Source organism: Terrabacter terrigena, assembly GCF_042676085.1.
Lineage (GTDB): Bacteria > Actinomycetota > Actinomycetes > Actinomycetales > Dermatophilaceae > Terrabacter > Terrabacter terrigena.
Genome location: NZ_JBHTKH010000019.1, coordinates 17,856 through 31,245 on the forward strand (window position 1 = coordinate 17,856; position 13,390 = coordinate 31,245).

A 13,390-nucleotide genomic window follows, 5' to 3' on the forward strand; every position below is an offset into this window, starting at 1 on the left:
ACACCGTCCGCCGTGGCCCGACCGGCACTAGGGTCCGACTGTGACCCGAGCCAGCCGAGCCGTCCGACCGGTCGATGCCCACATCGTCGGAGGCGGACCCGCGGGTCTCGCGACGGCTGCGGCCCTGGCGCAACGCGGCCTGCACGCGGTCGTGCTCGAGCGCAGCGACTCGGTCGGCAGCTCGTGGCGAGGCCACTACGACCGGCTGCACCTGCACACCCCACGTGAGCTGTCCGGGCTGCCCGGGCTGCCGATCCCCCGGGAGATGGGCCGCTGGGTCTCGCGCGACGACGTCGTGCGCTACCTCGAGCTGTATGCCGCCCACCACGACCTCGACGTGCGCCACGGCAGCGAGGCGGCTCGAGTCGACCGCACCCCCGACGGGCGCTCGTGGACCGTGACGCTCACTGACGGGACGTCGCTGAGCGCGCCCTACGCCGTCGTCGCAACGGGTTTCAACCACACGCCTCGCGAGCCCGACGTGCCCGGCCTGCAAGGCTTCCCGGGCGAGGTCGTGCTCGCGCGCCACTACCGCAACGGAGCGGCGTACGCCGGCAAGGACGTCCTCGTCGTCGGCACCGGCAACACGGGCACCGAGCTCGCCGTCGACCTCGCGGAGCACGGCGCCGCGCGGGTGCGGATGGCGGTGCGCACCGTCCCCCACATCCTGCGCCGCAACCGCGGACCCGTGGCGGCGCAGTACACCGGCATCGCCGTACGCCGCCTGCCGACCGCGCTCGTCGACCGCGTCGCCCCGTTCGTCGAGCGTCTCCAGACGCCCGACCTGTCCGCCCACGGGCTGCCCCGCCCCGACACCGGACTGCTGACCCGCGTCGAGCGCGACAACGCGATCCCGGTCCAGGACGTCGGCATCATCGACGCGGTGCGGTCGGGGGCCGTCGAACCCGTCGCTGCGCTGACGTCGGTCGAGGGCGACACCGTCGTGCTCGCCGACCGGTCACGGATCCAGCCGGAGGTCATCGTGCTCGCCACGGGCTACGACCAAGGGCTCGAGCCGCTTCTCGGCCACCTCGGCGTCCTCGACGGCAGGGGTCGCCCCGTCGAACGCGGAGGCCGCACGGCGCGCGGCGCGAAGGGCCTCTGGTTCACCGGCTACACGAACCCGATCTCGGGCATGCTGCGCGAGATCAGCATCGACGCGCGCAAGATCGCCCTCGCCATGGCGATGACCAAGCGCCGCGAGATGAAGGCCCTCCGCTCCGCCTCGTAGTCGCACGGGTCGTCGCGCGGGGCCCTACGCACGCCCACTCCCCTCGGTCGGCTTCGCGCTCATGGACGGTGCTGGCCGCCGAGGTTGAGGAAGGCGGCGGCGACGTCGTCGGTCTCGGCGACCGCGCGAGCGAGCGCCTCGTCGCTGGGCAGCCCCGTGGAGAGCAGCTCGTGGTGGCGGGTCATCGTCGTCGCGGCCACGTCGTCCGGCACGGGCGCCACGGCAGCGACGACCGACCGCGCGCCGAGCGACAGGAGCGAGAGCGCGAGGCCGAGCGACTCGTGCCCCGGGCGGGGCGCGGTGAGCCCGACCTCGCAGGCCGACAGCACCACGTGGTCGGCGCGCACGCCGGTCGGTTGCAGCTCGTGGGCGAAGACGGGTCCGTCGTGCAGCACGAGCGAGGAGAAGAGCGGAGACTCGACCTGGTGCGTTCCGTGGGCGGCGACGTGCACGATCCCGGGACGGGCGAGGGCGGCCACCAGCTCGTCGCGGCGTGACGGTTGGACCAGTCGCGCCACGGCACCCCACGTCCCGACGATGGCCTGCCCCTCCGCCGACGCACGTGGCACGCCCGGCCCGACGCTGACGTGGACGTCGGCGGCCCGCCCGGGCGTCGCGTCCCCACTGCGGGGGGCGAGGCCGCGGCGGGCGAAGGACGTCAGCGACGGTGCCACGGTGAAGGGCCGGCCGCGCATCGACGGCAGCAGCGCCCACGGCAGGGCCGACACCTCCGGGCACGAGACCACGACGAGCCCGCGCTCGGAGCGCCACGGACGCAGCAGCGTGTCGTCGAGCTCGGCCGCGCTCGACCGCAGGGACGACCAGACGGCCCCGGCGAGCGGCCCGAGGTGGTGGGTCGCCGCGGCGCGCAGGTCGACGCGCACCCGCTGGGCCAGCTCGGCCGCGCGACCGATGGGCATGAGGTCGCGCAGCGTCGCGCGGCCGCCGACGATCCCCACCGCACCGAGGCGGTCGCGGTGGCGGAAGAACCACACGTGGTCGCGGTCGACGTCGACGAGGTGGGCGCGGGCGTCCCGGACCCGCACCGGTGCGGCGTGGGCCGCGCCGCCGCTGCGGCTCAGGGCCCAGTCGCGGTCGCGGATCTGCCGTTCGAGGCGCGACGCGTGCTCGTCGAGCTCACGCACGACGGCAGGGTCGGTCTCGCCACGCAGCTGCCCGCGTATGCCGCGCAGCTGCTCCGTGAGCGCAGCGAGCTCCTCGTCGTCGGGTCGACCGAGCGAGGGCAGCCGGTCGGTGGCGCTGCGCCACCGGTCGAGCGCGTCGAGCACCGCGGCGCTGCCCCTCGGCACGGCGAGCTCGAGGTCGAGCTCGGCCAACCGCGCACCGTGCACGGCCCGGGCCGTGCGCAGGTCGAGGCTCGCGCTGCCCTCCTGACCGGCGGCCAGACGCCGTGACGCCCGCACGAGCAGGCGTCGCGCCGGCACCGGTTCGCCCGCGGCGACCAGGGTCATCGCCGTCACGGCGGCGGCATCGAGCTCGTCGGACAGCGAGCCGGTCGACACCCTCTCGAGGCTCAGCAGTCTGGTCTGCGCTCCCTCGACCTCTCCCGCGAGGAGGAGTGCCTGGGCGGCGACGACCCGCGCGCTGTCGGCGAGCTCGGAGTCGCCGAGCTCGGTCGCGGTCTCCGCAAGGCGGTCGGCCGTGGCCGCGGCACCCCTGGCGACCGCGCGTGCGGAGTCGTCCAGATCCGACGGAGCGCTCTGTCGGTCGGGGGTGGGGGTGGTGCCCGGGACGTCCTGGGGACGCACGCCGGGGCGGCGGCGTTGTCTCGCGAGGTCGACGAGCAGCCCGACGAGCACGGCCTTCGCGGCCCAGGCGGTGGCGCCGATGTGACCGTAGGTCTCGCGCGCCGACTCTGCGGCGGCGGTCGCCAGGTCCAGGTGGCCGAGCAGCCGGTGCGCCCGGGCGAGCTCGAGCTCGAACTCGGCGCGGATCTGGTCGTGCCCGTCGGCGCTGAGGTCGGCGACTCCGGTCTCGAGCGCCTCGACGGCCTCCTTGACCAGTCCGGCCTCGAGCAGCACCCGGCCCCGGTCGAGACGCGCCGGCCCCTTGAAGACGTCGGCCTCGATGGTCTCGGCGTCCGCCATGTCGGCGAGAGAGCGCGGGATGTCACCGAGGAGGTAGGCGGCATACCCCTCGTTGTGCCGCGCCATGAACTCCTGGGCGCCGCCGCCGAGGTCGTGGGCGAGGCGCGCGGCCTCGGCGAAGGACTCGAGCGCCTCCTGCGGGCGCAGCAGCTCGAACGCGAGCATCCCCCGGCTCAGGTGCACCGAGCACCGCTCGCGCTCGGTGAAGGCGTCGAGCCGGCGGACGGCGCCCTCGAGCCCGTCCCAGGCCGACGCCAGGTCACCCACCCGTCCGTGGATGTTGGCCCGCTGGTAGGCGATGCGGGCCCGGAGGCGGTCGTCGCCCAGCTCGTCGACGACCTGCTCGGCCTCGGCCAGCCTGGCCAGGGCCGGCTCGACCCCCGACAGCATGAACTCCGTCAGGGCGAGCGTGACGAGCGTGTTGCACCGCAGCGCGAGCCGCTCGTGCGACGGCGCCTCGCCGGCCCGGTCGATCTCGTGCAGCGCCGCGGCCAGTGACCGGGCGGCGTCGACGGGACGCCCGGCCAGGTTGTCAGCGGCGCCCTGCTCACGCAGGGTGCGTGCACTCTCCAGCAGATCGATGGCTCCCGCCCGGCCTCTCCTCGGGGCCGGTCATCGCGTCGGGTCGGGATCGTCAGATCTGGATCGTCGGGGTGATGACCGGTCGTGTCTCGTCGTTGCCCGGGTCGGTCACCACGAAGTGGACCGGCCCATGGGGTAGATCATCCAGAACGAAGCGCCCGTTCGCATCGGAAACCGCCGTGCGGCTGCCCTCGTTCGTGACCGCCTCGACCTGGGCGCCCGGTGTCGTCACCCAGCCGTCGACGCGTACCCGGTCGGCGGCGTCGTCGGTGTCGGCGGCATCCGACGGGCTCGCCGACACCATGAGGCTGACGGAGGCGGCCGTGAAGGTCACCGACTCGGTCGGCGTGGGCTCGACCTTCGTCTCGCCGCCACGCGTGGTCAGCAGCGCCGAGTCCATCAGCTCGGCGACCTCGGCGTGCAGGGCGTGCACGGTGATCGCGAACTTGACCCGCTCCGCGAGGTCGCTCGGCACCGGGTCCGCGTGGGCGAACAGGTCGCGCACGTGGCCCAGGTTGTCGAGGTCACGGGCGTCGATGGCGTCAGTGTGAGATGTCATGTCAGACCGCCCATCCTGGGTCGGAGCCGAGGGTCGTCCTCAGCTTCTGGAGGCAGCGGCCACGGGTCGGGCCGATGCTGCCGACGGGCATCCCGAGCGACTCCGCGATGGCGGCGTAGTCGGGACGATCGGCGAACGCGATGACCCGGAGCAGCTCCTGGCACCGCGGGGTGAGGGTCGAGATGTGCTTCCAGAGCACGCGCTGGCGCTCGCTGAGGATCGACTGCGCCTCGGGGTCGAGTTGCTGCGCCGGGGCCTCCGGCACCTCCTCGACGCCGAACTCGCGGCGGGAGCCGCGGGCGAGCCGCCACACCTCGCGCTTGACGACGACGACGAGCCAGCCCAGCACGGCGGCCGGCTCGTGGATCGACTCGGCCCGGTCGACGAGCTGGAGGAACGCCGTCTGGATGGCGTCCTCGCACGTCGCCGGTGCGCCGCCCTGCGAGCGTGCGGCGTTCCACAGCACGGGTGTCACGAGGTCGACGAGCTCCGAGAGGCGCTCGCGCTCACCCGCGAGGTAGGCGGCGAACGCCTTGCCCGCGAGGGTCCCGAGGCCGTCGGGAGCCGTGGGGGTCGGGGTCATGACCGCACCCTTCCGATGCAGGTGCGCAGCGCGCGTATGCCGCGGCGGCGCATGGCGGACGGTGAGACGTCGGTGAGGTGCCCCTCGTCGACGAGGGCTGTCGCGAGCTCGGCGGCGAAGACCGGTGTCGCGAACGAGGTGCCGCTCCACACCCCGAAGCCACCCGTGTAGTCGTCGGGGTCGACGGTGCAGCGCACCGTGTCGCCCGAGCGCACCTCGGAGGACGGCTGGCCCATGCCGTTGGTGAGTGGCAGCGTGCTGACGACCGAGACCCCGGCCCGCACGGCGCTCACGAGCGGCAGGTTGTTGGAGAAGAGCGCCACCGTCGAGCCGTCGGGGTTGCTCGCCCCGACGCTCGCCACCGGCGGCACGGCCTTCGCGGTGATGCGCTGCGGCACCTCGGCCGCGAGCGCCGCAGGTACGAACGGCGCGTCGGTGCCGTCGTTGCCGACGCCGGCGACGACGAGGACACCGCGCTCGGCGAGCTGGTCGAGCAGGTCGGCGACCGGCCCGGACGTGAAGGTGCGGTCCTCGGCGTAGTAGCCCATCGAGAGGTTGAGCACGTCGACGACCTCGGACGCGTCGTGCTGCTGCCCGTGCACGTGTCGCTCGAGCAGCGCCTGGAGCACGTCGAGCAGGTAGCTCTCGTCGACGACGCCGTCCTCGCCCATGACGGGATCGAGAGGATGGTCGCCTCGGGACAGCCCTGCCGCAGCAGCCCGGCGATGAAGGTCGCGTGCCCCTGGAGCAGCCCGACGGGCTCGCTCGGGGCCGGCGCCGAGATCGGCGGGTCGACGGGGGCACCGGGGCCGCCCGTCAGCAGCGGCACGAGCTTGCCCTCCCTGAGGACGAGCCGCAGCACGCCGGAGTCGTCCTTGAACCACGGGTGCGGCGCGATGGCCGTGTCGGGCACGACGATGACGGGGGCGCGGTCGAGGGAGCGCGCGCGCAACCGCGGGTCGGGAAGGGCCAGGGCGACCGGCATCCGGCCGCCGCGACCAGGCACCGAGTACTCCTGCAGCACCGAGCCGCCGATGCCTCCCCAGTAGCCACCGATGCCACCCCAGTAACCTCCGATCCCACCCCAGTAACCACCGATGCCACCCCAGTAGCCACCGATCCCACCCCAGTAGCCGTCAGCCGGCCGCAGCACGTGCTCGAGGCTGAGGCGCTCCGCGACGGGCTCGCCGGCCTCGCGCAGACGTTGCAGCACGCTCCACGCTTCGACGGGCTCGATCGGCGAGCGGGTCGGCCGGATCGTGATGCTCGTGCCCCACGACGGCTGGTCGATGTCGCGCGGGCCGCCGTCCTGCCGGGGGGTCACCTCGTAGTCGAGCTCGAGCTTGCCGAGCGCGTCCCGGAGGTCGTCGAAGCCGCGAGGCCGGCCGCCCTCGTTGCTCAGGAGCAGCCGGTCGGAGAGGTAGAGCGCGGGAAGCGGCGGCTGCCCGTCGGTCAGGCGCAGCGCCGTGGCCGGGTCGAGGGCGCGGACCGGTGGTCGTTCGGGTCGGCGCCGGCCGCCCGTCCCACTCGCGTCGTTCGCGCCCTGCGGGGCGTCGGGACCCGACTCTGACATCGACAGACCTCCTGAGGGGGCGGATGGTGGCGACGGTGCTGGAAAGACCCTTACACCCGAGTGAGTGTGCGTAGTCGGATTCCTGATACATCGCCCCGAGAAACTTTTCCCGGCCAGGACGTATCAAGCCCGGGCGAACCGACTCTTTGCTGACGGGGGTCTTGGTCACCGGGCCGTTTCGGGGCGCTGCGGAGGGGCAGCTGGCCCGGTGACCTCAAGCAGGGACGTCGGGACCACCAGGGGGCGGTCCCGACCGGTGGGGCGTCGGGCCTGGCAGCACCGGCGCCCCCCTCCCTGCCCACCGCGTATGCCGTCGCCGCGAGTCGCGCTCGCATGCCCGGTCGGCTGGGCGCATACTTCTCGGACGTGTGCGGACGTCAGGGACCGCGCCGTGAGCTCAGGGGAGTCGGATGTTCGGTATGTCCCACGTTGCGCCCGGTGGTGGCCGGCGACCCGTGCCCGCCTCGCTGGCGGTGGCCGTCGTGCTCGGTCTCGGTCTGACGGCCTGCTCCACCGCGTCGCCCACGACGCCCACGGCTGCCGAGTCGTCGGCGTCGGAGACGGCGGCCCCGGCCACGACCGGCGCGACCGCTCCCGCACCCACCGAGCCGCTGCCGACCGTCACCGCCGACCCGCTGACCCCGACGAGGCCCACCCCGACCGTCACGACCACCAAACCCGCCCCGACGCCGACGCCGACGGCGACCGCCACCGACCCGGGCACCGTGGCGGGTGCGTGCGAGCGCACGCAGCCGGCATACCCCGTGGTGTCACCCGGCGCGAAGGGTCCGGCCGTCAGCGCCCTCCAGTGCTTCCTCAACGACGCCGACTTCGGCCCGGTCGCGGTCGACGGGGTCTACGGCTCGCAGACCCGCGAGGCGCTGCGGCGCGTCGAGGCGACGTTCGAGGGGCCGGCGCCGCGGCCCGGCCGTGTCGACGCCGGCGTGTGGGTGCTCGTCATCTCGCGCTCGCTGGGCAGCGAGACGCTGAAGCAGGGCTCGAAGGGCCCTGCGGTCGAGACGCTGCAGCGGGCGCTGCGGGCCGCAGGCGGCACGCTCACCGTCGACGGCACCTTCGGCCCCGAGACGAAGAAGGTCGTCGAGCGCTTCCAGGACGCCAACCGCATCGGCGAGGACGGCGTCGTCGTCGACGAGACCCTCTTCCTGCTCAAGAGCGGCGCGACGATCGGCTGACGCCCGACGGCGCGGGCCGCGTACGCCTCCCGGTCAGGCCCGCAGGTCGTCGAGCCACGCCTGGGCGCGGCTGAAGTCCTCGTCGGACGTGCCCGGGCGGGCGCCGGGACGACCGCCGTCGGCGCGCGGGTAGGAACCGAGGAAGCGCACCTCCGCGCACACCCGGCGCAGCCCCATGAGCGTCTCGCCGACCCGCGCGTCGAGCACGTGTCCCTCGAAGTCGATCGAGAAGCAGTAGGAGCCCATCGCCTCGCCGGTGGGCCGTGACTCCAGGCGCGTCATGTTGACGCCGCGCACCGCAAACTGCTCGAGCAGCTCGAGCAGCCCGCCCGCGTGGTCGTCGCGCTGGAACAGCACGACCGTCGTCTTGTCGGCGCCCGACGGCTCGGGGAGCGTGCCGGGTCGGGCCACCAGCACGAAGCGGGTGACGGCGGCGGTGTTGTCGCCGATGTCCTCGGCGAGCACCTCGAGGCCCTCGTTGCGCGCCGCGACCGGGGCGCAGACCCCGGCGTCGAACATGACGTCACCGGGCTGGCCGAGAGCGGCGGCGCTGGCAGCGGTCGACAGGGTCGGCACGTACTCCGCCTCCGGCAGGTTCGTGCCCATCCAGCCGCGCACCTGCGCCCAGGCGTGCGAGTGGGTGCCGACGGTGCGCACCGACTCGAGCGTCGTGCCGGCGCGGGCGCAGAGCACGAAGGTGATCGGCACGAGCACCTCGCCGATGACGACGAGCGGCTCTCCCGTGGCGAGGGCGTCGAGCGTCGCCGACACCCCGCCCTCGACGGAGTTCTCGATGGGCACCATGGCCGCGTCGATGTCACCGGCGCGCAGCGCGTTCAGGGCCGCGTCGACCGACCCGAAGGGGAGGTGCTCGCGTCCCTCGGCGGCGTCCCACGCGTCGAGGGCCATCTGGGTGAACGTGCCGCGCGGGCCGAGGTAGCCGAAGCGGTGGAGCTGGTCGGGGGTACGGGGCGGGGTCACGACGCGTCCTTCGAGCGGTGTGCGGGGCGGGCGGCACCGGCGCTGTTGCCGGCACTGGAGCCGGCGCCGGAGCGGGCCTCGCTGCCGGAGCGGGGCGGCTCGTCCCGGTTGGCCGAGGCCAGCGCCTGCTGCTCCTCGGGGGTCAGGGTGATGCTCGACTTCCCGCCGACGATGCCCTTGGCGTAGGTCCGCGACTCTCCGCGGGCGTGGATCGAGCTGATCACGATGCCGTCTCCGAGGTCGTCGACGATCGCGGCGGAGAACGAGAGGCGCCCGCCCATGTCACCGAACGCGTCGTAGCGCACCACGGCGACGTTGCGCAGGCTCTGCCGGACGTCGTCCTGCGCGCCGGCGACGTGGTCGCGCAGGGCGGCCACCTCGGCCGTCAGGCGCTCGATGCGATGGTTCTGCGTGGCGGCGACGCGAGCGATGTCGGTGCTGCCGTCACCACCGAGGGCGGCGAAGTCGCGGCGCACCCCGGCCAGGCGCAGCTGCGCAGCGGCGGCGAGCACGAGCGCGAGCAGCGCGACGCCTGCGGCCGCCAGGGCCACGGTCGTCAGCGTCGAGGAGTCCACGATCGGCAAGGGTAGCCGCGCGGACGTCGCGCGCCCGGTCGATTCCAGCCCGTGACCTCGCCCTCGGCACACAGACCCGGTTTGTAGTCTGTCCTGCGTGATCCGCCGCCATCCCGTCAAGACGCTCGTCGTCCTGCTCCTGGTGATGGTGGCCGGTCTCACGGTCGCCTACGTCAACCGCACGACCGTGCCGGTGCCTCCGACGACCCAGCCGAAGCCCGGCGAGTCGCTCGTCGTGGTCGGCCTCGGCGGCTTGTCCTGGGACGACGTCTCGGCGAAGGACACCCCCACGCTGTGGGGGCTGCTGCGCGACGGCTCGGCAGCGTCGGTCTCCGTCAAGAGCCTGCGGCTGACCACCTGCCCGACCGACGGCTGGGCGACGGTCTCCGCCGGTGAGGCCGCCGGCCCCGACACGAGCGAGGTGCGCCCGACCTGCGCGTCGTTGCCCTCGGTCGCCGGCGACGCGAACGCGGGCTACCGCATCATCGGGTTCGACGAGCTGGCAACCGCCTCGCGCGAGGCCGAGTTCCGGGCCCGGCTCGGCATGCTCGGCGACAGCTTCGCGGCGGGCAAGACGTGCATCCAGGCCGTCGGGCCGGGGGCCGGCCTGGCCGCCGCGACCTCGGACGGCAAGGTCGCGAAGTACAGCCCCTTCCAGGCGACGACCCTCGTCTCCGACCTCGCCCAGTGCCCGGTGAGCATCGTCGACGTCGGCGGGATCGATGCCACCGATCCCGACCGCACGCGCCACATGGAGAAGATCAACGGCATCGAGCGCCGGCTCGAGCAGGTCATCGACGCGATGCCCAACGGCGCCGACCTGCTCGTCGTCGGCCTGGCGGACCGCGACCAGCAGGAGCGGCTGCGGCTGCTGACCGCCTCGGGCCCGCACTACGGCCCGGGCCTGCTCGCCTCGGCCTCGACACGCCTCACCGGTGTCGCGCAGCTGTCCGACATCACCGCGACGATCCTCCAGCGCGGCGGTGTCGACCCCGTCACGGCGATCGGCGGCCGGGCCCTCAGCGTGGTCCCGTCGGCGAACAACAGCGAGTCGACCGCGGCGTCCAAGCTGACCGCCCTCACCGACATCGACACCAAGGCCGATGCGATGCACCGCATCGTGGCGCCCTTCCTCGTCATCTGGCTGGCCGGCACCGCCCTGGCCCTGCTCGTGCTGTGGGTCGTGATCCGTCGGGCCCGCCCCTGGAACCGTCGCTTCACCCGGGCGCGCGTGCTGCGCATGGTGCGGCTGGTCGGCCTGCTCTCGGCCGCGATGCCCGCCGCGACCTTCCTCGCCAACCTCATCCCCTGGTGGCGCTGGTCGACCGCCACGATCGTGCTCGCCGTGCTGCTGTTCGTGCTCGTGCTCGTGATCAGCGCTGCCATCACGCTCGCGTGCCTCAGGGGACCGTGGAGCAGCTCGGCCCTCGGCCCCCTGGCCGCGATGTCGGCCGTGACCGCGGGCGTCATCGGGGTCGACCTGCTCACCGGCTCGCACCTGCAGATCTCGTCGATCTTCGGCCTCCAGCCGCTCGTCGGTGGCCGCTTCTACGGCATGGGCAACGTCGCCTTCGCCCTGTATGCCGCCGCGGTCCTGCTGCTCTGCGCGGCCCTCGCGCACGCCCTGGTGCGCCGCAACGCCCCGCGCCTGGCGGTCCTCGCCATGGTCCTCGTCGGAGGTGGCGCCCTGGCCGTCGACGTGCTGCCCGCGTGGGGCGCCGACTTCGGCGGGCCGATCGCGCTCGTGCCGGCCCTCGGGTTCCTGCTCATGGGCGTGATGGGCTGGCGCACGTCGGCCCGCAACGTGCTCATCGTGCTCGTCACGGCCGGACTCGTCGTGGGCCTCGTCTGCTACCTCGACTGGCGCCGGCCCGAGTCCGACCGCTCGCACCCCGGGCGCTTCCTGCAGACCGTGATCGACGGCGGCGCGTGGGACGTGATGTCGCGCAAGTTCCTCGCCAACGTGTCGCTGGCGGTCCACCTGCCCGTGCTGCTCGTCCTCGCGGCCCTGCTGATGGCCATGGTGGTCGTCATCGTCATGCGGCCGGGCGCCTTCGGCACCGAGCCGCTGAGGCGCCTGCTCGCCGAGGCCCCGCTCATGCACCGCGGGCTCTGGGCGATCATCGTGATGGCCGCGATCGGGTTCCTCACCAACGACTCCGGTGCGGCGATCCCGCCGGTCGCCGCGATCTTCACCGTGCCGCTCGTCGTCTCGGCCGTGATGCACTTCCTGTCGATCGAGGCGCGCAACGCCCCCGTCCGCCGACGCCGCGACCGCCACCACCTCTGAGTTCTTTGGCTCGCTCCGCTCGCCCGTGTTCGGCGCGCTTTGACGTCACGCCGAGCCCTACGTCACTGTTGCGCTCCACGCAGCTGGGACGTAGGCATTGACACGCCCATTCCGTAAGCGGAGACTTACCGTTCGTGGAGACTTACGGAACGGGTGACGAGTGGGCCGTCCTCGGGGACCGCACGCGACGCTCCATCGTCGAGTGCCTGGCCGAGCGCCCGCTCGCTGTCGGCGAGCTGGCCGAGCAGCTGCCCGTGAGCCGCCCGGCCGTGTCGCAGCACCTCAAGGTGCTCAAGGAGGCCGGGCTCGTCACCGAGGAGGCCTCGGGCACCCGCCGCATCTACCGTCTCGACCCGGTCGCCGTCAGCGCGCTGCGCGACCAGCTGGACACCTTCTGGCGCCGCGCCCTGAGCGGCTACCAGCAGTCCGTCACCCCATCGGAGGAGAAGCCATGACCGACACCGACACCCTCGTACGCCGCACCGTCGTCGTCGACGCGCCCGTCGCCGACGCGTTCGCGACCTTCACCGAACGCTTCGGCGACTTCAAGCCCCGCGAGCACAACCTGCTCTCGGCCCCCATCACCGAGACCGTCTTCGAACCGCGCGTCGGCGGCCACATCTACGACCGCGCCGAGGACGGCTCCGAGTGCCGGTGGGCGCGCGTCCTCGTCTGGGAGCCACCGCACCGCGTCGTCTTCAGCTGGGACATCAGCCCGCGCTGGGAGGTCGTCACCGACCCGGAGCAGGCGAGCGAGGTCGAGGTGACCTTCGCCGCCGAGGGCGCGGACCGGACGCGGGTCGAGCTGGAGCACCGGCACCTCGACCGTCACGGACCCGAGTGGCACGCCGTGCGCGACGGCGTCGGCCACGACGAGGGCTGGCCCCTCTACCTGCGGCGCTACGCCGACCTCCTGGGCGTCCACGGCTGAGCCGGGGTGGCGGTTGCACCCCGCGCGACGGTGACGCGGCGAGTCAGCCCGGGCCCAGTCGACGACGCAGGCGCCGCACGCCCAGCGCCAGGGCGACGTCGCGGTACTGCGTCGCGCGGTGCACCTGCGAGCGCCAGTCGGCGCCGGTGACCCGGTGCTGCAGGTCGCAGGGCACCTCGACGACTCGGAGCCCGGCGTCGAGCACGTCGACGGTCATGCCGACCTCGACCCCCCACCCACGGGCGAAGGGTGTCGCGGCGGTGATCGCCGCCGGCGACAGGCAGCGCATGCCCGACAGCGGCTGGTTGGGTGACCAGCCGGTCAGCTCCTCGATGCCGCGGCGGGCGAGCCCGACGACGAGCCCGTGGCCGCCGGCACTGCCACGCTGCGTGGGCAGGTTCGCGATCGTGAGGTCGGCCGCGCCGCTCGAGACCGGGACCACGAGCGCACCGACCGCGCTCGCGGAGGCCTCGAGGTCGGCATCGACGAAGAGCACCGCGGTGTCGGGGTCGAGACGACCGACGCGGCGCATCCCGTTGACGCGGCCGAGACCGCTCATCATCGCGTCGGCCTTGCCGTGGTTGCGCTGGTGACGCACAACCTCGGCGCCCTCACGGGCAGCGATCGCAGCCGTGCCGTCGCTCGACCCGTCGTCGACGACGACGACCGTGGCGACCCCGGCGATGGTCCGCACGCCTCGGATCGTCTCGGCGATGCGGGCCGACTCGTCCTTGGCCGGGATGACGACGGCGACGGAGAACGGCACGGTCGTCATCGTCGCCCG

Annotated in this window: 12 protein-coding genes; 5 read left to right on the forward strand and 7 right to left on the reverse strand. The window is 73.6% G+C overall.

The genetic code is table 11. The features are described from left to right. The first annotated feature begins 40 nt into the window (after positions 1–40). The gene (locus ACFQ2V_RS19180; protein ID WP_386054546.1) at positions 41–1,231 is read left to right on the forward strand and encodes a flavin-containing monooxygenase; all 1,191 of its coding nucleotides are present in this window, start codon (positions 41–43) and stop codon (positions 1,229–1,231) included. A 59-nt stretch (positions 1,232–1,290) separates the two neighbouring features. Here the strand turns inward: ACFQ2V_RS19180 and ACFQ2V_RS19185 are convergent, their stop codons facing one another. The 4 genes from ACFQ2V_RS19185 to ACFQ2V_RS19200 all read right to left on the reverse strand — a co-directional run bounded on the left by ACFQ2V_RS19185 (position 1,291) and on the right by ACFQ2V_RS19200 (position 5,734). Beyond that, positions 1,291–3,729 carry a CHAT domain-containing protein gene (locus ACFQ2V_RS19185; RefSeq protein ID WP_386054547.1) on the reverse strand — a complete coding sequence of 813 codons (2,439 nt, stop codon included), beginning with the start codon at positions 3,727–3,729 and terminating at the stop codon, positions 1,291–1,293. Between the two features lie 244 nt (positions 3,730–3,973). Continuing rightward, complete coding sequence (locus tag ACFQ2V_RS19190) at positions 3,974–4,480, reverse strand: carboxypeptidase-like regulatory domain-containing protein (RefSeq protein WP_386054548.1); 507 nt, start codon at positions 4,478–4,480, stop codon at positions 3,974–3,976. 1 nt (position 4,481) lies between these two features. Beyond that, positions 4,482–5,063 (reverse strand): RNA polymerase sigma factor, encoded by a 582-nt coding sequence (locus tag ACFQ2V_RS19195; protein WP_386054549.1) that lies wholly within the window; start codon positions 5,061–5,063, stop codon positions 4,482–4,484. Further along, positions 5,060–5,734, reverse strand: a complete 675-nt coding sequence (locus ACFQ2V_RS19200; RefSeq protein WP_386054550.1) for a S8/S53 family peptidase — start codon at positions 5,732–5,734, stop codon at positions 5,060–5,062. The genes ACFQ2V_RS19195 and ACFQ2V_RS19200 overlap by 4 nt, the downstream gene beginning before the upstream one ends. A 1,321-nt stretch (positions 5,735–7,055) precedes the next feature. Here ACFQ2V_RS19200 and ACFQ2V_RS19205 point away from each other — a divergent pair. After that, positions 7,056–7,829 (forward strand): peptidoglycan-binding domain-containing protein, encoded by a 774-nt coding sequence (locus ACFQ2V_RS19205; RefSeq protein WP_386054551.1) that lies wholly within the window; start codon positions 7,056–7,058, stop codon positions 7,827–7,829. A 33-nt stretch (positions 7,830–7,862) separates the two neighbouring features. Here the strand turns inward: ACFQ2V_RS19205 and pheA are convergent, their stop codons facing one another. Both pheA and ACFQ2V_RS19215 read right to left on the reverse strand, forming a co-directional pair. Next, the gene (gene pheA / locus ACFQ2V_RS19210) at positions 7,863–8,810 is read right to left on the reverse strand and encodes a prephenate dehydratase (RefSeq protein WP_386054552.1); all 948 of its coding nucleotides are present in this window, start codon (positions 8,808–8,810) and stop codon (positions 7,863–7,865) included. Beyond that, entirely contained in the window at positions 8,807–9,385 is a 579-nt protein-coding gene (locus ACFQ2V_RS19215; RefSeq protein ID WP_386054553.1) for a DUF4446 family protein, read from the reverse strand. The genes pheA and ACFQ2V_RS19215 overlap by 4 nt, the downstream gene beginning before the upstream one ends. Before the next feature lie 97 nt (positions 9,386–9,482). Between ACFQ2V_RS19215 and ACFQ2V_RS19220 the strand changes: the two genes are divergently transcribed. The 3 genes from ACFQ2V_RS19220 to ACFQ2V_RS19230 all read left to right on the forward strand — a co-directional run bounded on the left by ACFQ2V_RS19220 (position 9,483) and on the right by ACFQ2V_RS19230 (position 12,606). Then, entirely contained in the window at positions 9,483–11,675 is a 2,193-nt protein-coding gene (locus tag ACFQ2V_RS19220; protein WP_386054554.1) for a hypothetical protein, read from the forward strand. 134 nt (positions 11,676–11,809) lie between these two features. Beyond that, positions 11,810–12,130, forward strand: coding sequence for an ArsR/SmtB family transcription factor (locus ACFQ2V_RS19225; protein ID WP_386054555.1), 321 nt, complete (start codon positions 11,810–11,812; stop codon positions 12,128–12,130). Continuing rightward, complete coding sequence (locus ACFQ2V_RS19230; protein WP_386054556.1) at positions 12,127–12,606, forward strand: SRPBCC family protein; 480 nt, start codon at positions 12,127–12,129, stop codon at positions 12,604–12,606. Before ACFQ2V_RS19225 ends, ACFQ2V_RS19230 begins: the two co-directional genes overlap by 4 nt. Before the next feature lie 43 nt (positions 12,607–12,649). On the opposite strand, the gene ACFQ2V_RS19235 is transcribed toward ACFQ2V_RS19230, so the two are convergent. Further along, on the reverse strand, positions 12,650–13,381 hold the full coding sequence (locus ACFQ2V_RS19235; RefSeq protein ID WP_386054557.1) for a glycosyltransferase family 2 protein: 732 nt from the start codon (positions 13,379–13,381) through the stop codon (positions 12,650–12,652). Positions 13,382–13,390 lie beyond the last annotated feature (9 nt).

Coding starts and splice junctions, on each gene's coding strand:
- ACFQ2V_RS19185 (WP_386054547.1), bottom strand. CDS start 3,729: ATGCTGTCGGGGGTCGAGCCGGCCCTGGCCAGGCTGGCCGAGGCCGAG.
- ACFQ2V_RS19190 (WP_386054548.1), bottom strand. CDS start 4,480: ATGACATCTCACACTGACGCCATCGACGCCCGTGACCTCGACAACCTG.
- ACFQ2V_RS19195 (WP_386054549.1), bottom strand. CDS start 5,063: ATGACCCCGACCCCCACGGCTCCCGACGGCCTCGGGACCCTCGCGGGC.
- ACFQ2V_RS19200 (WP_386054550.1), bottom strand. CDS start 5,734: ATGGGCGAGGACGGCGTCGTCGACGAGAGCTACCTGCTCGACGTGCTC.
- ACFQ2V_RS19205 (WP_386054551.1), top strand. CDS start 7,056: ATGTCCCACGTTGCGCCCGGTGGTGGCCGGCGACCCGTGCCCGCCTCG.
- ACFQ2V_RS19230 (WP_386054556.1), top strand. CDS start 12,127: ATGACCGACACCGACACCCTCGTACGCCGCACCGTCGTCGTCGACGCG.
- ACFQ2V_RS19235 (WP_386054557.1), bottom strand. CDS start 13,381: ATGACGACCGTGCCGTTCTCCGTCGCCGTCGTCATCCCGGCCAAGGAC.